This is a genomic window from Phenylobacterium sp. 58.2.17, from assembly GCF_026411515.1.
Lineage (GTDB): Bacteria > Pseudomonadota > Alphaproteobacteria > Caulobacterales > Caulobacteraceae > Phenylobacterium.
This window is the reverse complement of sequence record NZ_JAPMTQ010000032.1, coordinates 33,428-50,888: the sequence shown is the minus strand read 5'-3', so window position 1 is coordinate 50,888 and position 17,461 is coordinate 33,428. Positions and strand designations below refer to the sequence as shown.

Sequence of the window (17,461 nt, the reverse complement as noted above, 5' to 3'; positions counted from 1 at the left end):
AGGAGATGTCTATAAGAGACCGGGCCGCCGCGGCCGACTGGGCCATGGCGCCGCCGGCGGCGGCGGCGGCGACGAGGGCGCGGCGCGTCAGCTTCATGGTGATCTCGCACTCTTGCGGCCAGCTCCGGCCGTGCTTGAAACGCTAGGCGCCGGCCGGTGGATTTTCTTGTCGTTCTCCACGGCGAAGGTCGCGGCGGCGGCGAGGATTATGCGGCGGCAGCCACAGGCCTTGCATTAGTCATGCGCCTGCATCGCGATCAGCGGAATTTGCGCGCCCGCATCGGAATGGCGGTGGTGCTCTTGGACTCGGTCAGGGTGACGATCGAACGGACGTCGATGACGCCGGGCAGCTTCAGTAGGGTCGAGAAGATGAAGTCCTGATACCAGATCACGTCCGGCGCCAGGATCTTGAGCATGGCGTCCATTTCCCCGAAAACCGTATAGCATTCAAGGATTTCGGGGATATCGTTGATAGCCTTGTGGAACTTCGCGCGGTCTTCGTCGCTCAGCGTCGTCATCTTCACCTGGGCGAAGATCTGCATCTTGAAGCCCAGCTTCTCGCGGTCGACGATCACCACCTGCGCCTTGATGTAGCCCTCCTCGCGCATCCGCTGGATGCGCCGCCAGCAGGGCGACTGCGACAGGCCCACGCGCTCGGCGAGCTCGGCTGTCGAGAGCGAGGCGTCGCGCTGCATCAGCTCCAGGATCTTCATGTCGATGGCGTCGAGCTCGGCGGGCATATCTTATGTCCTTGGTTCAGTATGCGCGCATAGCGGATGCGGAGATCGGCGCTGTCAAGGCCGAGTAAGGCAAGATAATCCCGAGTGGTGGAATAGGCTCACTTCACGATCAGCAACTGTCTCCGCACGGGCGGGGGCGGCGCCTTGGGGGCGACGAAGTCAAATATGCCGAGTAAGTCGCCCAAGCCTGCGGGGTCGCATACGCCGTCGCCCGAGGACTATTCCAACTGGGTGCGGGCGGCGATGCGCAACATCGCGGCGACCCCGGACGCGGCGGTGCTGTTCGACTCCACCATCAAGGAACCGACCGAGCTGCTGGCCCAGGTGGTGCGCGGCGCGTTCGGCGGCGAAATCACCGACCGCTACGAGAGCGTGTTCGCCAACGGCAACCGCTTCGTCGCCGCCGCCGTGGCGCGGCGCTACGGCGTGCAGCCGGCCAATGTGCTCTGCACCACCGGCGCCACCAGCGCGATGGCGATGGCGATCCGGGCCTTCATCGAGCCCGGCGACCACGTGATCGTCGAGACCCCGTGCTTCGATCTGCTGCCGGGCCTGGCCGCGGCGGCGGGGGCGACGATCAGCTATCTGCCGCGCCGCGCGCCCGACTTCGCGGTCGACGCCGCCGAATTGGAAGGCCTGATCCGGCCGCAGACGCGCCTGGTGCTGCTCACCGACCTGCACAACCCGTCCGGCGCGTCGCTGGGGCAGGGGACGCTGCTGGCGCTGGCGGCCCTGGCCGGCAAGAGCGGCGTGCGCATCGTCATCGACGAGGTCTATGGCGACTTCGCCGGCCCGCACGCCGCGGCCGCCACCTACTCGCCGGAGATCATCAGCGTCGGCAGCCTGACCAAGGTCCAGGGCCTGTTCGCGCTGAAGTGCGGCTGGGCGATCGCCGCGCCCGACAAGATCGCCAGGATCCTGGCGGCCAGCGAGCAGGGCGACATGGGCGTCTCCAAGCTTTCCCACGCCGTCGCCGCGCGGGTGCTGGAGGACATGGCGCCGTTCGACGACCACTGGCGCGGCCTGCTGGCCCGCTCGCGCCCGGTGCTCGAGCGCCATGCGCAGAGCATGATCGCCGAAGGGCTGCTGGCCGGGGAGTTGCCGGCCCATGGCTGCATGTATTTCCCGCGCGTCGTGGGCGTCGCCGACACCCACGCCTTCGCCGAGTGGCTCTGGCGCGAGCACCACGTGATGGTCGCGCCCGGCGAGTTCTACGGATTGCCCGGCCATGTACGGATCGGCTTCGGCGGAGACGCCGAACCGCTGGACCGCGGTCTGGGCCGCTTCGCCGACGCCTTGCGGCGATACTCGCGATGACCTTGTGCGCGCTGCGTTTCGAACTCGCATCGGCCATGCGGGCCGGGGGCGGCGAGCGCATAAACAATCTGCGACGCTTTGGCGTCGGTTTGAAGAACGAAAAGAAAAACCGCGTTCCAGCGCCTAGCTTTTCGACAAGCGCCACAACGCAAAAGCGGAGTTTGCGACCCGCCCCGAACGGGGAGCGGCGGGTCGCGTCGGAGCCGGAGGGGCTCCGTGACAACAGGGGGATATAAGATGGTTCAGTCGGTTCGCGGGCGCATGCTCGCCACCAGCATGATGGGCGGTCTGGCGATCGCCGCGGCGATGTCGGTCCAGCCGGCCTTCGCGCAGGACGAGGTGGCGATCGAGGAGATCATCGTCACCGGTTCACGCATCCGTCGTGTCGAGACTGACACGCCGGCGCCGGTGCTGGTCATCGATCAGCAGGCCATGACCGACCGCGGCTTCGTTCAGCCGGGCCAGATGCTGAATCAGCTCACCTCCGTTTCGCCGTCGTTCGCCTCGCCGGACGGTTCGGGCGATGCGGCCGGCACCGGCCAGCAGTATCCCAATCTCTTCGGTCTCGGTCCGGGCCGGACCCTGACCCTGGTCAACGGCCGCCGCTTCGTGACGTCGTCGGCCGGGCAGAGCAACACCGCGCTTCCGGGTCTTGGCGACCGCGTCGTCGACACGAACATCATCCCGACCGGCCTGATCCAACGCGTCGATGTCGTGCAGGCGGGCGGCGCCGCCGTTTACGGGTCGGACGCCATCGCTGGCGTGATCAACTACGTCCTGAAGGACAGCTTTGAAGGACTGGAGCTCGACGCCCAGTACGGCATCTCCTCGCGCGACGACTATCCGCAGACCAGCCTGCGCGCGACAGCCGGGCGCAACTTCCTCGACGATCGCGCCAACGTCGCGGTGAACCTCGAGTACTCGAAGACCGAGCCGCTCTACGACAAGGATCGTCCGCGCAGCAATCTGGCGCGCATCACCGTCAACAACCCGGCCGACACCGGTCCGAACGACGGAATCTCGTCGCTGAAGGAAATCTTCGACGCCCGCTTCTGGGAGTTCAATCCCAACGGCGTCCTATTCTCGCCGGCGCCGGCCCCCGTGCCGAACTTCCTCTATCGCGTCAATGGAACGCCGCAGCAGTTCGACGCCAACGGCAATCTGGTCGCCTACAATCCGGGAACGATTTCGGGCGTGCCGTTCGCCTCGGGCGGCGAGGGCTTCAGCTATCGCGACCTCGCCGCGCTCTACACGGGCGTCGAGCGCATCACCGGCAACGTCATCGGCCACTACGACATCACCGACCGCATCAAGCTGTCGGGCGAGCTGCTCTATGCCAAGGTCGAAGGCCGCGACCCCTACGCGGTGCAGATCAGCAATACGATCCTGAACTCAGCCGCCAGCGGCGCTGGTGCGATCGCCATCAGCCGCGCCAACCCCTACCTGTCCGACCAGGCGCGTGCGCTGCTGGGTCCGGGCGGTCCGCCGCTCTATCTCTCGAAGTGGTGGAACGACCTGCTGCACACCCGCGAGGGAGTGAACACCACCGAGACCGTGCGAGCGCTCGTGTCGCTGGATGGCGACTTCGACTTCGCCGATCGCAACTTCTACTGGAGCGCCTCGTACAGCCACGGCGAGACCGACGGCCGCTTCGAGAGCTGGGGCGTCAACAACGCCAAGTTCGCCAATGCGATCAATGCAGTGCGCAACAGCGCCGGCAACATCGTCTGCGCGATCAACGCCGACGCTTCGGCCGCTAATGACGATCCGAACTGCGCCCCGATCAACCCATTCGGCGCCAACAATGTCAGCCAGGTGGCGCGCCTCTACGTCAACGAGCGGGTCGGCCAACACTACCTGAACTTCCAGGACGACTTCCTGGCCACCATCGGCGGCGATCTCGTGAAGCTGCCGGCCGGCATGGTCAAGTTCAGCGCGGCGTATGAGTATCGCTATGAAAAGGCGAAGTTCGCGCCGTTCATGGCCAACCAACTCGGCCTGACTGGCACCGGCGTTCCGACCGAGGCGACGGCGGCCAGCTACAACACCAACGAACTGTCCGCCGAAGTTCTGGTGCCGATCCTCGGCGGCGACTTCACGCTGCCGCTGGTCCAGTCGCTGGATCTGAACGGCGCTTATCGGCGGGTCGACAATTCGCTGGCGGGCAAGGAGAACGTCTGGAGCGCGGGCCTTCAGTGGGGCGTCTTCGACGGTCTGACCCTGCGCGCCTCGCGTAGCCGCAACTTCCGGGCGCCGACCCTCGACCAGATGTTCGCCCCGTCGCGGACCGAGCTTGGTTCGATCTCCCGCGATCCCTGCGACGCCGACCGCATCAACTCGGGTCCCAACCCGGCCGTGCGTATGGCCAACTGCCGGGCCCTGTTCGCCGCCAATCCGAGCTACGGGCCACTGGCCGGCTTCCAGGACCCGTCGGAGAACTTCTCCAACGCGCAGATCACCACGGGCGGCAACCTCGACCTGCGCAACGAGATCTCGGACACCACGACCTACGGCTTCGTGTTCCAGCCGTCGTTCGCGCCAGGCCTGACGATCGTCGTCGACCGGGTTGAAGTGGACCTGACGGACGGCCTCTCGGCCTTCTTGCCGGTGAACTTCCTGGAGACCTGCTTCGACTCGACGGAAATGCCCGCCGACGTCTGCAGCCGCTTCACTCGCAACGAGCTGGGTCATGTCGTGACCGCTCAATCGACGACCTACAACGCCGGTCAGGTGACCTATCGGGGTGAGGTCTACAACATCAACTACCGCTTCTCGCCGGGGCGCTTCTTCAACGACGCGGACTACGGCGAACTGGAACTGGCGGTCGAGGCCACTCATACGGCCAAGCTCGAGACCTCGGTCACCGGCTTCGACACGACGCGTACGGACGGCACCACGGCGCAGCCCGATTGGGTCGGCCGTTTCGACGCCCGCTGGTCGCGCGGCCCGATCCGGGCGACCTACTCGCTGTTCTATCTGCCGGAAACCAAGGTCAACCGGTTCGACACGATCGAAAACACGCCGACGCCGGACATCAAGGCGAACATCCGGCACAGCATCTCGGCCCAGTACGCCTTCGACAAGTACACGGTCCGTGCCGGCGTCATCAACCTGACCGACGAGGAGCCGTCGTATCCGACCCGCACCTACGGCGACATCCTCGGCCGTCAGTACTATGTCGGCCTGAACGCGCGGTTCTAGGGCCACGCCAAACCGTCGCGCGGAACAGTCTCATCCGCGCGCGGCAGGCGGCGCCGGTCTGACCCACGGTCCGGCGCCGTCACGCATTTCGAGGGCAGGGGCATGAGCTTGGCGAAGGATGAACTCGGCGACCTGATCGTGCTCGACGCCGAAGCCGTCCGCGCCCGGCTGACCTACGAGGCGGCGATCCCGGTGGTCCGCGAGGCGATGATCGCGCTCTCGGACGGCCGCGTGCGCCAGCAGCTGCGCAGCTTCCTGCCATGGGGCGAGGGCAAGACCTTCGCCCTGATGCCGGCCGCCATGTCCGAGACCGGCGTGTTCGGCGCCAAGCTGGTCAGCGTCTTCAAGCGTCCCGACGGCGCAAAGGCCCATGAGGGCGTGGTGCTGCTGTTCGATCCGCAGAGCGGCGCGCCCGTCTGCTTGGTCGACGCCGGCGAGGTCACCGCCATTCGCACCGCCGCGGCCAGCGCCGTAGCCACCGACGCCCTGGCCCGGCCCGACGCGTCGGTCCTGGCGCTGCTGGGCGCCGGCAAGCAGGCGCTTGCCCACGCCCAGGCCATCGCCAAGGTCCGCGCCCTGCGCCAGATCCGCGTCTGGGCCCGCTCGGCCGACCAGGCCGGCGCGCTGGCCGCCCGCGTCGCCGCCGACACCGGGGTCGAGACACTGGCCGCCTCGATGGAGGCTGCGCTCGCCGGCGCCGACATCGTCTGCACGCTCACCGCCGCGGCCGATCCGATCCTTTCGCTGGGTCAGGTCGCGCCGGGGACCCACGTCAACGCGGTCGGCTCCAGCGGACCGGCCCAGGCCGAGATCGCCTGCGACCTGGTGGCGGGCGGCCGCTTCATCGTCGACCATCGCGAGCATGTGCTGGCGCACGGCGGGGAGTTCCTGCGCGCCAAGGCCGCCGGACTGGTCGGCGACGACCACATCGCCGCTGAGATCGGCCAGGTGCTGGCCGGTGCGCGGCCGGGCCGCACGGCGGCGGGCGAGATCACCCTCTACAAGTCGCTCGGCCACGCCGCCCAGGATCTGGCGGCGGCGGCCTGGCTCTATCGAGACGCTACCGGAAAGACCCTATGACCGATCAGACCGCCCGCATGCACAAGGGCGTCGACCTGTGGGCCGTGGTCGCCCTTGGCCTCGGCACCGCCGTCGGCGTGGCCATCTTCTCGGTCATCGCGCCGGCCACCGCGCTGGCCGGGCCTGGCATGCTGCTGGCGGTCGTGGTCGCCGCCGTGCCGATGTTCGTGATCGCCATGACCTATGCGTTCATGGGCTCGGCCCTGCCGACCTCGGGCGCCTCGTTCGAGTGGTCGCGGCGCTTCGTGCATCCGTTCGTCGGCTATCTGATCGCCTGGATGCGCATCGTCTCCAATGTCGGGGCGATGCTGATCCTGGCCCTGGTCATGGTCCGCTACCTGTCGATGGTCATCCCGCTACCGACCAAGCCGACCATGCTGGCGGCGTTCGTGATCTTCTTCTTCGCCAACTACTTCGGCGTCGGCCTGGCTGCGCGGCTGCAGGTGATCCTGATGGGCGCGCTGGTGGTGCTGTTCATCGTCTTCTCGGCCTGGGGCGCGCCGCACGTGCAGGCCGCTCAGTTCGAGCCGTTCCTGCCCAACGGCACGGCCGGGATGCTGGCGGCGATCCCGCTGTTGATCGGCCTGTTCTTCGGGATCGAGGCGGCGACCGAGATCGGCGACGAGGTCAAGGACAGCCAGAAGACCATTCCGCTCGGCATCGGCCTGTCGATCCTGACGGCGGTCGCGCTCTACCTGATGGTCGGGGCGGTCGCGATCGGCGTCATCGGCCCCGAGGCGCTGGCCAAGAGCGAGACCCCGCTGCTCGACGCCGCCCAGCCGTTCATGGGTCCGGTCGCCAAGCCGCTGATCGTCTGCGCCGCGGTGATCGCCATCGCCAAGTCGATCAACTCGCTCTACCTCGGCTTCTCGCGCAGCCTGTTCGCCATGGCCCGCGAGGGCATGCTGCCGGCGGCCCTGGCCAAGGTGCATCCCAAGTACGGCACGCCGCACATGGCGCTGGCGACCATTCTCGGCGCCACCTGCCTGGGGCTGCTGGCGCCGATGAACCTGACCAGCCTGTTCCTGGCGGTGAACATCCCGACGCTGCTGAAGTACGCCGCCACCTGCATCGCCGCGACCGTGGTCGTGCGCAAGCATCCGGAGATCTACGAGGGCGCGCGCTTCAAGCTGTCCAAGGGCGCGACCGTCGGCTGGGCCTATGCCGGCTGCGCGGCCTCGCTGGTGGTGGCGGTGCTGGGCTTCTCGGCCGACTGGACGCCCTATGCGGCGCTGGCGGTCTGGGCGGCGATCGGCGTCACCTACTATGCGGTGTCGGGCCGCCAGCGGGCGGTCGCCTGATGCGGGTCATCGATCGCCAGGAGGTCGCCGAGCGGCTGACCTATGACATCGCCATCCCGATCGTGCGGGAGGCGATGATCGCCTTTTCGACCGGCCAGACGCGCCAGCTGCTGCGCTCGATCATCCCGTTGGCTGAAGGTCGGATGTTCGGCCTGATGCCCGGGGCGATGGGCGAGGACGCGCCGTTCGGGGCCAAGGTGATCAGCGTCTATCCCGAGAACTTCGCCAAGGGCCGCCAGTCGCATCAGGGGCTGATCGTGCTGTTCGATCCGGCCACCGGCGCGCCGGCCTGCGTGGTCCATGCCGGCGAGGTGACCGCCATCCGTACCGCCGCGGCCAGCGCCGCGGCGACCGACGTCCTAGCCCGGCCTGAGGCCAGCCGCCTGGCGCTGCTGGGCTATGGCGAGCAGGCCGCCACCCACGCGCGCGCCATCTCCCAGGTGCGGCCGCTGGAGAAGATCGCGGTCTGGGGGCGTTCGTCCGACCGCGCGGAGGCCTTCGCCGCGGCGATGAGCACCGAGCTGGGCGTGCCGGTGACCGCCTTCGCGCAGGCCGAGGACGCGGTCGCCGACGCTGACATCGTCTGCACCGTCAGCGCCGCCAAGGAGCCGATCCTGAAGGGCGCGTGGATCGGGCCGGGAACGCACGTCAACGTCGTCGGGTCGAGCTACGCCGGGCCGGTCGAGATCGACGACGAACTGGTGGTCCGGGCCCGCTTCATCGCCGACAGCCGCGAGGGGGTGCTGGCCCAGGGGGCGGAGTACCTGAAGGCCAAGGAGGCCGGCCTGATCGACGAGCGGCACGTGGTCGGCGAGATCGGCCAGGTGTTCGCCGGCCAGCTGGAGGGCCGCCAGAACGCCTTCCAGGTGACGATCTACAAGTCCCTCGGCCATGTGGTGCAGGATCTGGCCAGCGCCTGGGCTCTCTACAAGGCTTCGGAGACCGCTTGATGCGTCAGGGCTTTTTCGCCGCCACGCTGCTCGCTTCGGCGAGCCTCGCCACGATGGCCCAAGCGCACGAACGGATGGAGGTGCTGCTGGCGCCCGGTCCGCTGGCCGCCGACGCCGAGCAGGGGCACCTGGACGTCACCCTGAAGCTGTCGGGCGTGGACGCCGCCGCCGGCCAGCCGCTGCTGACCCTGCCGGTGGTGATCGCCAATACCGCCACCGTCGCCACGACCCTGCAAGACCTGCGCGCCACGGACGCCGCGGGCGAGGTTCCGCTGAGCTTCAAGGACGATCCGGTGGCCATCGCCTATGCGCGCCACTGGATCCCGGGGCGGGCGGTGAAGGGCGACCTGACGGTCAGCTACCGCGCGCCGATCGACAACACCCCGCCCAAGCGCGGCGCGGGGCCACCCTACCAGCTGCGCACCGAGGGCGGCGGACTGTCGGGGGTGGGCAACACCTTCATCCTGATCCCGGAGGGCGCGACGCCTTACGACATCAGCCTGCGCTGGGATCTTTCGAGGCTGCCGGGTTCGGCGGCGACCTCGAGCTATGGCGACGGCGATGTCTCGCTGGGCGTCGGGCCGGCCGGACGGCTGATGTCGACGGTGTTCATGGCTGGGCCGATGCACCGCTATCCGCAGCACGCCAAGGGCGGCTTCTCGGCGGTCTGGCTGGGGACGCCGCCGTTCGATCCCGGGCCGGTGATGGACTGGACCCAGCAGCTGCACAGCTGGATGATCGGCTTCTTCCGCGATCCCAGCGAGCCGCCGTATCGGGTGTTCCTGCGCTACAACCCGATCAACGCCGGGGGCGGGGCGGCGCTGACCAACTCGTTCCTGACCACCTACGGCAAGACCGGCTCGGGCGAGGCGCTGAAGGGCACCCTGGCGCACGAGATGATCCACACCTGGACCGCGGTGGACGGGCCGGGCCAGTGGTTCGGCGAGGGGAATGCCGTGTTTTATCAAGCACTTCTGCCGCTGCGCGCCGGCCTGATCACGCCGGACGACTATCTGGCGGACATCAACGAGACGGCGCGGCGCTACTATTCCAATCCGCTCAACGACACGCCCAACGACCAGATCGCCCCGCGCTTCTGGGAGGACACCCGCGTACGCGTGCTGCCCTATGACCGGGGCGCGATGTACTTCGCGGTGCTGGACGGCCAGATCCGCAAAGCCTCGGGCGGCCAGCGCTCGGTCGACGACCTGGTGATCGAGATGGTCGAGCGCGAGCGCCGCGGCCAGACCACCGGCGAGGCCGACTGGCTGGCGCTGCTGGACAAGGAGCTCGACGCGGCGGGGGCCAAGACCCACGCGGCCATGCTGGCGGGCGGGCTGATGCTGCCGGAGGCGGACGGTTTCGGGCCATGCTTCACGCGCACGACCGGCAAGGTCCGGCGGTTCGAGCTGGGCTTCGAGCCCAAGTCGCTGGTCGGCGACGTCAAGACCATCCGCGACCTGCAGCCGAACTCCGAGGCGGCCAAGGCCGGGCTGCGCGACGGCGACGTGGTGACCTACGGCCAGGCGCTGGACGCCCTGCAGGGCGATCCGGAAAAGCAGCTGACCCTGCAGGTGACGCGGGACGGAAAGACGTTCCCGATCAGCTACTTGCCGCGGGCTGAAGAGGTCGAGATCTATCAGTGGAAGCGCGTGCCGGGCGTGCCGGACAAGGCCTGCGGGCGGTAACGCCTGAAGAGGTGCGGCCATCCCGGCCTTCGCCGGGATGGCCGGGATTGGTCTAGCGCCCTGTCACGAACGCCCGCACGTCGTTGCTGAACGCCTTGAGGGCGTCCTCGTTGGTATAGGCCATGTGGCCGCCTTCGTAGTCGTGCAGCACGACCCGGTCGGCCGGCAGGGCGCCGTGGGACTTGAGGTAGCGGGCCGGGCCGATGGTGGTCGTGGTGTCGTAATAACCGGCGCCGATCATCAGCCGGAAGCTCGGCTTGGCCTTCAGGGCCAGGCCGAAATTGGCTTGATAGTCAAAGTCGTTGAACGGGCCGCCGATGCCGCTGGTCGGCGACCAGCCCCAGCTGAGGGTCTCGGGCGCGAAGGAGCGGTAGTCGGCCATCGGCCAGGTCACCTTGAGCTCGCCGGCCATGTAGGCGTCGAAGCTCGGTTTGACCATGTCGGAGACCTTGCCGAACGGATCGACGGGGCGCGCGCCGGGGGCGGGGGCCGGGCCGGCGTAGCGGGCGTCGTACATCCCGAGCACCAAGCCCTTGTCCTTGAGCAGCTCGCTGACGAAATCGACCTTGGAGATGATCAGGTCGTGGGCCAGATAGTAGTCGGCGCCGATGCCGGTGAAGGCCTGGAGCTTGCGGGCGATGGCCTCGCGTTCGGCGGCCGGCAGCTCCTGGCCCTTCACGAGCGCGGCGAGATATTCATTCATTCCAAAGGCATAGGCCTCGTCGACGAAGGCCGGGATGCTCTTGCCGCCGGTCTCGGCGCGGCCGTGATAGGCGGCGACCGCGGCCAGGGCGGTGATGTTGGTCGCGTAGGCGAGCATGTTGCCCGGGCGCTGGCTGGTCTCGACCATGTTCACCGCCTGGCCCATCAGGATCACCCCGTCGAGCGGGGTGGTCTTGGCCAGCTGGCCGGCCATCACCGCCGCGCGGATCGTGCCGTAGCTTTCGCCCAGGACGTACTTCGGCGAAGCCTCGCGGCCGTTGGCCTTGAGCCAGGCCTCGACGAAGCCGGAGACCGACTTGGCGTCGCCGTCGACCTCGTAGAAGTCGGCGCGCCTGGCGGCGGGCTGCACGCGGGTGAAGCCGGTTTCGGCCGGGTCGACGAACACCAGGTCGGCGACGTCGAGCAGGGAATAGGCGTTGTCGACGACCTTGTAGGGCTTGGGAACCTCGGCGTTCACGTCCTGCGGCGGGGCGATGCGGCGCGGGCCGAAGGCGCCCATGTGCAGCCAGGTCGAGGCCGAGCTGGGGCCGCCGTTGAACAGGAAGATCACCGGCCGCGAAGCCTTGTCCTTCAAGCCTTCGCGAACATAGGAGGTGGTCACGAAGCGGATCGTCGGCTCGCCGTCAGCGTTGCGCAGCACGGTCTCGGCGACGCTGGCGACGTACTTCACCTTCTGGCCGTTGAAGGTCCCGACGTGGCGGGTCACGAAGCTCTGGGCGGGCGCCTCGGCCGGGGCCGGAACGGACTGGGCGTAGGCCTGCGGGGCGGCCGTGCAGAGGAGGGCGAAGGCGAGGGCGGCAGGCTTCAGTCGCACGCTGGATGGTCTCCGGTCGGGTTTCTATCGTCAGGTTAAGCAGCGGAGATCGCATTATCTTGCCGATGTTGGCCGATGGACCAGGTTGGCGCGGCGGCTTTATGCAAGGACGCGTTGAGACCGTGCATGGCCCATGCGGTCATGTCTGGCTCGCAGGCTCAAGCTATCCAAGACCGCAACGCCCAACCGGCGGCTATCGGCACGCGGCATAAGCTATTCGGCGGCCTTGCAGGAACCTGACTAGCCTATGTGCGGCCTAGGGTCCGGGGCGGGAAGTTCGAAAAGAAATTCTGCGCGGGCGGACTATCGTATGTCCGCATCATCGGGGGAACGAATATGCGTGCGAGCCTGCGAGCGCTGTTGATGGGGGCCTGCCTGACCCTGGCGCCCATGGGGGCGGAGGTCGTTCTGGCCGCGCCGAGCGCCGTGGCCCGTGCGCCGGTGGTCGCCACGACCCAGCACGTCGGGACCTTCAACGGCCAGAAGGTCGCCTACAAGGCCATCGTCGCCGAGACCTTCCTGACCGACGGCGCCGGCGCCCCGACCGGATCGCTGGTCACCACCGCCTATGTTCGGACAGATGCGAAGGACGCCGCGCGGCCGGTGCTGTTCCTGTTCAACGGCGGGCCGGGCGCCTCGACCACGCCGCTGCACTTCGGGGCGTTCGGCCCGAAGAAGCGCACCGAGGACGGTCCGAACCAGCGGATGGTCGACAACCCCGACAGCATCCTCGACGCGGTCGACCTGGTGTTCATCGACCCGATCGGTACCGGCTACAGCCGCCCGTTCCCCGGCGTCGACGGCAAGACCTTCTGGAGCCGCGACGGCGACGCGGCCTCGGTCAAGAGCGTGATGGCCCAGTGGCTGAAGGCCAACGGCCGCGAAGCCTCGCCACGCTACATGCTCGGCCAGAGCTATGGGACCACCCGCGCGGCGCTGGTCGCCGACATTGGGGCGGACCTGAAGCTCGACGGGGTGCTGCTGTTCGCGCTGGTCGGCTATCCGCCGGGCCGCGAGATGCCATTCGTGACCACCCTGCCGACCTTTGCGACGACCGCCTGGTATCACCGCAAGGTCGCCGGGCGCAGCGTGCAGCAGGTGCACGACGAGGCGGTCGAGTTCGCCCGCACGCAGTACGTCACCGCCCTGATCAAGGGCGCGAGCCTGCCCGAGGCCGAGAAGCGGGCGGTGGCGGAGAAGATGTCGGCGATGATCGGGCTGCCGACCGAGTTCATCCTCGCCAAGGACCTGCGGCTGAGCCGCGAGGACTTCATGTTCAACCTGCTGAAGGACCAGGGGCTGCGCACCGGCCAGCTGGACGGGCGGGCGACCGCGCGGCTGGACGCCCCGGCCAAGCGGCCGCCCTATGACGATCCGGGCATGGGCTTCGCCGAGCCGCGGCCGCCGGGCGCCAAGCCCACCGGGGTGCTGCCGGTCGCCAAGGGGATGAATGCGCTGGAGTCCTACTTCAAGGACACCCTGAAGTTCCGCACGTCTGAGACCTACAACTCGCTGAACCTCGACGTGAACGCGGCCTGGGACCACCAGGGCATGGGCGACGTCAACGGCCTGCTCGGCAAGGCCATGCAGGCCAGCCCGAAGATGCGGCTGTTCTGGGCGGCCGGCTACTACGACGTCACCACGCCGCCCTATGGCGCACGCTATGCGCTGGACCAGGCCGGCGTGCCGGGCGAGCGGCTGACCGCGGCCTATTTCGACGGCGGCCATTCGGTGTTCACCGACCCCGGCAACCACGCCGCGCTGAGCGCGGCCGTGCGTCGGTTCGTGCGGCCGTGATGGCGACGCAGGCTGATGTTTGCGGCCAGCGCCCAAGACCCCTCATCCGTCAGGCTTCGCCTGCCACCTTCTCCCGCAAGGGGAGAAGGACGATTTTCAAGGACTAGCCCGATGTTCCCCACTCGCGTTTCGTTTCTCGCCCTTTGCCTGGCTGCGGGCCTGGCCGGTCCCGCCGCTGCGGAGGTGCAGAACTTCGTGGTCATCGCCAATGGCGAGAAGGTCGGCCACCTGACCGCCGACGTGCAGGGCCGCAAGGTCGCCGTCGACTATGCGGTCAACAACAACGGCCGCGGGCCCAAGGCCAAGGAGGCGATCGAACTGGACGCCTCGGGCGTGCCGGTGAGCTGGTCGATCGACGGCTCGTCGCTGTTCGGCAGTCCGGTGCAGGAGCGTTTCGCCTGGAGCGCGGGCCAGGCGCAGTGGACCAGCCAAGCCGACAAGGGCCAGGTCGCGGCGGCGAAGCCGATCCTCTATGCCGCCAACGACGCCAGCCCGTGGATGCTGGGCGTCTATGTGAAGGCGCTGCTGAAGTCGCCGACCCGGACCCTGCCGCTGGCGCCGTCGGGTGAGATGCGCCTGAAGGAGGTCCGCAAGCTGACCCTGGGCGAGGGCAAGGCCGCGGTTCCGGTCACAGTCTATGAGCTGTCGGGCATCGACCTGTCGCCGAGCTATGTGCTGATCGACAAGAAGGGCGAGCTGTTCGGGACGCTGGACGGTGGGCTGATCCGCGAGGGCGCCGAAGCGAACATCCCGCAGCTGCAGAAGGTCAGCCGCGAGGTCGACCTGCAGGCGGCGGTCGAGGCGCAGGCCAAGCTGGCCCACCGCTTCGAGACCCCGGTGCGGATCCGGAACGTGAAGGTGTTCGATCCCAAGACCATGACGGTCGGCGGCCTGTCGACCGTCACCGTGTTCAAGGACCAGATCACCAGCGTCGAGCCGGAGGACGCCAGCCGTCCGGTCCCGAAGGGCGAGACCGTGATCGACGGGCAGGGCGGCACGCTGGTGCCGGGCCTGCACGACATGCACTCGCACACCACCTTGCAGTCGAACCTGTTCAATCTGGCGGCCGGGGTCACGGCGGTGCGCGACCAGGGCAACTACAACGAGGAACTGCTGGGCTGGATCGACGGGCTGGAGACCGGCAAGCTGGCCGGGCCGCGCATCGTCCGCAACGGCTTCCTTGAGGGCCGCAGCCCATACTCCGCCCGCCACGGCTTCATCGCCGACAGCCTGGAAGGGGCGCTGAAGGACGTGCGCTGGTACGCCGACCACGGCTACTGGCAGATCAAGATCTACAACTCGATGAACCCCGACTGGGTGGCGCCGATCGCCGCCGAGGCCCACCGCCTGGGCATGGGCGTGACCGGCCACGTGCCGGCGTTCTCGAGCCCCGACCGGGTGATCAAGGACGGCTACAACGACATCGCCCACATCAACCAGCTGATGCTGGGCTGGATCCTCGATCCCAAGGAGGATACCCGCACGCCGCTGCGCCTGACCGGCATGGCGCGGGCCAAGGACCTCGACCTCAATGCCCCGCGCGTGCAGGCGACGCTGGCCCTGATGAAGGACAAGGGCGTGGCGCTGGACACCACGGCGATGATCCTCGAGCGGCTGATGCTGTCGCGCTCGGGCCAGGTGCAGGAGGGCGACGCGCCCTATATCGACCACGTGCCGGTCGGCTATCAGCGCTATCGCAAGCGCAACTTCGTGACCATCTCGGGCCCGGCGCAGGACGCCGAGTACCAGGCCGGGTTCGCCAAGGTGCTGGAGACGCTGAAGCTGCTCGACGATCGCGGCATCCAGCTGCTGCCGGGCACCGACGACGGCACCGGGTTCTCGCTGCTGCGCGAGCTGGAGGTCTATGTGAAGGCCGGCATCTCGCCGGGCAAGGCGCTGCGGCTGGCGACGCTGGACTCAGAAAAGTACTTCGGCCGCGACCACCAGTTGGGCTCGATCGAGCGCGGCAAGCTGGCCGATTTCTTCCTGGTCGAGGGCGACCCGACCGCCGACATCCGCAACATCCGCAACATCCGCATGACCATGCGCGGCGGCGTCGCCTATTACCCGGCCGAGATCTACGAGCACCTGAACGTCAAGCCGTTCAGCGCCCCGCCGCCGGTGAGCGTGGCGAAGTAGGCCCAGGATCGTCATGGCCGGGCTTGTCCCGGTCATCCATAGACTTAGTTGCGCTCGGCGACCGCGGCCTACTCTGAAGCGCGGAGCGTATAGGTGGCCGGGACAAGCCTGATCGGGGAGGGCGGATGGCAGCTCCCAACCCTCAGCGGACATCCCGGAAGGCGCCATCTCAAGACCCGTCGTCGCCGGGCGCCGGGCGCCGGGCGCACGGCGCCGGCGACGGTGGGTCAGAGGCCGCGACCTTGTTCACGCGTCTTCCACAGGGACCAGCCGATGCCCGCGAAAAGCAATACCGCAGTAATGGCCAGCGAGACCGGCGCGGGAAACTTCTCCCAGCCCATCATCTCGGCGAAGAACACCTTGCCGCCGATGAACACCAATAGCGCCGCCAGCGCATGCTTCAGGTAGGCGAAGCGCGCCACCACCGCCGCCAAGGCGAAATAAAGGGCGCGCAGCCCAAGGATGGCGAAAATGTTTGAGGTGTAGACGATGTAGGGATCGGTGGTGATTGAGAAGATCGCAGGCACCGAGTCGACCGCGAACACGACGTCGGCCAGTTCGACCATGATCAGCGCCATGAAGAGTGGCGTGGCGAACCAGACTAGTTTTCCCGTTCGGCCAGGCTGTTTTACGAAAAAGCGCGAGCCGTGAAGTTCGGGTGTGACTCGGATGTGGCGCACCAGCCAGCGGTAGACCGGGTTGTCATGAGGATCCTCTGGCGCCTTGTCGGCAAAGAACATCCTTGCGCCCATCACAACCAGGAAGGCCGCGAAGATGAACAGCACCCACTCAAAGCGGGCGACCAGGGCCGCGCCGAACCCGATCATCACGCCGCGCAGAACGATTACGCCCAGGACGCCCCAGAACAGCACCCGGTGCTGATAGGCTCGCGGCACGGCGAACGCCGCGAAGATGGTCGCGATGACGAATATGTTGTCTAGCGCCAGGCTCTTCTCGATCAGAAAGCCAGTGATGTACTCAATGCCGGACTCACGGCCCAGCTGATGCCAGACCCAGCCTCCGAAGGCCAAACCGAGACTGAGATAGCCGGCCGATAGGAACAGGCTCTCTCGCACCCCGATTTCGTGCTGGTCGCGGTGTAGAACCCCCAAGTCTAGGGCGAGCAGAGCGATGACAAGGCCGGCGAACGCCAGCCACATCCACAAGGGCTGACCGAGGACGGCCGCCGTAAGCAGGTCCATGATATGAGCTCCCGAGGGCGCGGGCGGCGCATTCGGCGCCGCCCGGCAAGGCTAGTGACGCGTGCGTACGGGAATGGGCGCCAGCGCCAGTTTGGCGCGGCCCATCGCGCGTCGACGCTCATCGCGGTCCTGCCGCAAAGCGCCTGCGTCGGCTCGATGCGAAGGCCCCTGCCGGATGCTGCGGATCAGGCGTAGAAGCCGACAATAGCGGTCGCGCAGGCGCCAGATTTGGATGGTGTTCATGTGCTCCTCCTGTTTGGAGGCGCGCCCGGAAGCCGTCAGGCAAGCGGGAGTAGCAACGGACCCCAGGGCGCACCTGTGCGGTCCGACATCACGATCGCCTTTGATCGTCAGAGGGGCCCGGTACCGCGCGTTTCAGATTGGTGCGCTATGCAGGTTTCGCAAGAGGCCTCAAGACGAGGGCGACAAGGCGCATTTCAGCCGGTCCTACCCAGCACGGCGCAAACTCTCGCGCATCGAGTGAACCTACGCTGCCCACCCATTGCGGA

12 protein-coding genes are annotated in these 17,461 nt (G+C 67.8%); 8 read left to right on the top strand and 4 right to left on the bottom strand.

Annotation, left to right across the window (positions count from 1 at the left end; genetic code table 11):
• Positions 1–257 precede the first annotated feature (257 nt).
• Complete coding sequence (locus OUA97_RS17125; RefSeq protein ID WP_267233244.1) at positions 258–740, bottom strand: Lrp/AsnC family transcriptional regulator; 483 nt, start codon at positions 738–740, stop codon at positions 258–260.
• A gap of 165 nt (positions 741–905) precedes the next feature.
• Here OUA97_RS17125 and OUA97_RS17120 point away from each other — a divergent pair, with 165 nt between their 5' ends.
• From OUA97_RS17120 to OUA97_RS17095, 6 genes are all read left to right on the top strand, one after another.
• Complete coding sequence (locus OUA97_RS17120) at positions 906–2,057, top strand: aminotransferase class I/II-fold pyridoxal phosphate-dependent enzyme (protein WP_267233243.1); 1,152 nt, start codon at positions 906–908, stop codon at positions 2,055–2,057.
• Positions 2,058–2,294: 237 nt separating this feature from the next.
• Complete coding sequence (locus OUA97_RS17115; RefSeq protein ID WP_267233241.1) at positions 2,295–5,258, top strand: TonB-dependent receptor domain-containing protein; 2,964 nt, start codon at positions 2,295–2,297, stop codon at positions 5,256–5,258.
• Positions 5,259–5,360: 102 nt separating this feature from the next.
• Positions 5,361–6,338, top strand: coding sequence for an ornithine cyclodeaminase family protein (locus tag OUA97_RS17110; protein WP_267233239.1), 978 nt, complete (start codon positions 5,361–5,363; stop codon positions 6,336–6,338).
• The gene (locus tag OUA97_RS17105) at positions 6,335–7,639 is read left to right on the top strand and encodes an APC family permease (RefSeq protein WP_267233238.1); all 1,305 of its coding nucleotides are present in this window, start codon (positions 6,335–6,337) and stop codon (positions 7,637–7,639) included. Before OUA97_RS17110 ends, OUA97_RS17105 begins: the two co-directional genes overlap by 4 nt.
• A complete protein-coding gene (locus OUA97_RS17100) occupies positions 7,639–8,589 on the top strand; it encodes an ornithine cyclodeaminase family protein (protein WP_267233237.1) in 951 nt (316 codons plus the stop codon). Before OUA97_RS17105 ends, OUA97_RS17100 begins: the two co-directional genes overlap by 1 nt.
• On the top strand, positions 8,589–10,277 hold the full coding sequence (locus OUA97_RS17095; protein ID WP_267233236.1) for a hypothetical protein: 1,689 nt from the start codon (positions 8,589–8,591) through the stop codon (positions 10,275–10,277). The genes OUA97_RS17100 and OUA97_RS17095 overlap by 1 nt, the downstream gene beginning before the upstream one ends.
• A 52-nt stretch (positions 10,278–10,329) precedes the next feature.
• Here the strand turns inward: OUA97_RS17095 and OUA97_RS17090 are convergent, their stop codons facing one another.
• Positions 10,330–11,814 (bottom strand): S10 family peptidase, encoded by a 1,485-nt coding sequence (locus tag OUA97_RS17090; protein WP_267233235.1) that lies wholly within the window; start codon positions 11,812–11,814, stop codon positions 10,330–10,332.
• 336 nt (positions 11,815–12,150) lie between these two features.
• Here OUA97_RS17090 and OUA97_RS17085 point away from each other — a divergent pair, with 336 nt between their 5' ends.
• Both OUA97_RS17085 and OUA97_RS17080 read left to right on the top strand, forming a co-directional pair.
• Positions 12,151–13,611 carry a S10 family peptidase gene (locus OUA97_RS17085; RefSeq protein ID WP_267233234.1) on the top strand — a complete coding sequence of 487 codons (1,461 nt, stop codon included), beginning with the start codon at positions 12,151–12,153 and terminating at the stop codon, positions 13,609–13,611.
• A gap of 111 nt (positions 13,612–13,722) precedes the next feature.
• The gene (locus tag OUA97_RS17080) at positions 13,723–15,750 is read left to right on the top strand and encodes an amidohydrolase family protein (RefSeq protein ID WP_267233233.1); all 2,028 of its coding nucleotides are present in this window, start codon (positions 13,723–13,725) and stop codon (positions 15,748–15,750) included.
• Positions 15,751–15,977: 227 nt separating this feature from the next.
• Here the strand turns inward: OUA97_RS17080 and OUA97_RS17075 are convergent, their stop codons facing one another.
• Together OUA97_RS17075 and OUA97_RS17070 are read right to left on the bottom strand one after the other, a co-directional pair.
• A complete protein-coding gene (locus tag OUA97_RS17075; protein ID WP_267233232.1) occupies positions 15,978–16,952 on the bottom strand; it encodes a TerC family protein in 975 nt (324 codons plus the stop codon).
• A gap of 51 nt (positions 16,953–17,003) precedes the next feature.
• Complete coding sequence (locus OUA97_RS17070) at positions 17,004–17,195, bottom strand: hypothetical protein (RefSeq protein WP_267233231.1); 192 nt, start codon at positions 17,193–17,195, stop codon at positions 17,004–17,006.
• Between the last annotated feature and the right edge of the window lie 266 nt (positions 17,196–17,461).

Excerpts from the sequence above, each read along its gene's own strand:
- OUA97_RS17125 (WP_267233244.1), bottom strand. The coding sequence starts at position 740 with ATGCCCGCCGAGCTCGACGCCATCGACATGAAGATCCTGGAGCTGATG.
- OUA97_RS17120 (WP_267233243.1), top strand. The coding sequence starts at position 906 with ATGCCGAGTAAGTCGCCCAAGCCTGCGGGGTCGCATACGCCGTCGCCC.
- OUA97_RS17115 (WP_267233241.1), top strand. The coding sequence starts at position 2,295 with ATGGTTCAGTCGGTTCGCGGGCGCATGCTCGCCACCAGCATGATGGGC.
- OUA97_RS17110 (WP_267233239.1), top strand. The coding sequence starts at position 5,361 with ATGAGCTTGGCGAAGGATGAACTCGGCGACCTGATCGTGCTCGACGCC.
- OUA97_RS17105 (WP_267233238.1), top strand. The coding sequence starts at position 6,335 with ATGACCGATCAGACCGCCCGCATGCACAAGGGCGTCGACCTGTGGGCC.
- OUA97_RS17100 (WP_267233237.1), top strand. The coding sequence starts at position 7,639 with ATGCGGGTCATCGATCGCCAGGAGGTCGCCGAGCGGCTGACCTATGAC.
- OUA97_RS17095 (WP_267233236.1), top strand. The coding sequence starts at position 8,589 with ATGCGTCAGGGCTTTTTCGCCGCCACGCTGCTCGCTTCGGCGAGCCTC.
- OUA97_RS17085 (WP_267233234.1), top strand. The coding sequence starts at position 12,151 with ATGCGTGCGAGCCTGCGAGCGCTGTTGATGGGGGCCTGCCTGACCCTG.
- OUA97_RS17080 (WP_267233233.1), top strand. The coding sequence starts at position 13,723 with ATGTTCCCCACTCGCGTTTCGTTTCTCGCCCTTTGCCTGGCTGCGGGC.
- OUA97_RS17075 (WP_267233232.1), bottom strand. The coding sequence starts at position 16,952 with ATGGACCTGCTTACGGCGGCCGTCCTCGGTCAGCCCTTGTGGATGTGG.
- OUA97_RS17070 (WP_267233231.1), bottom strand. The coding sequence starts at position 17,195 with ATGAACACCATCCAAATCTGGCGCCTGCGCGACCGCTATTGTCGGCTT.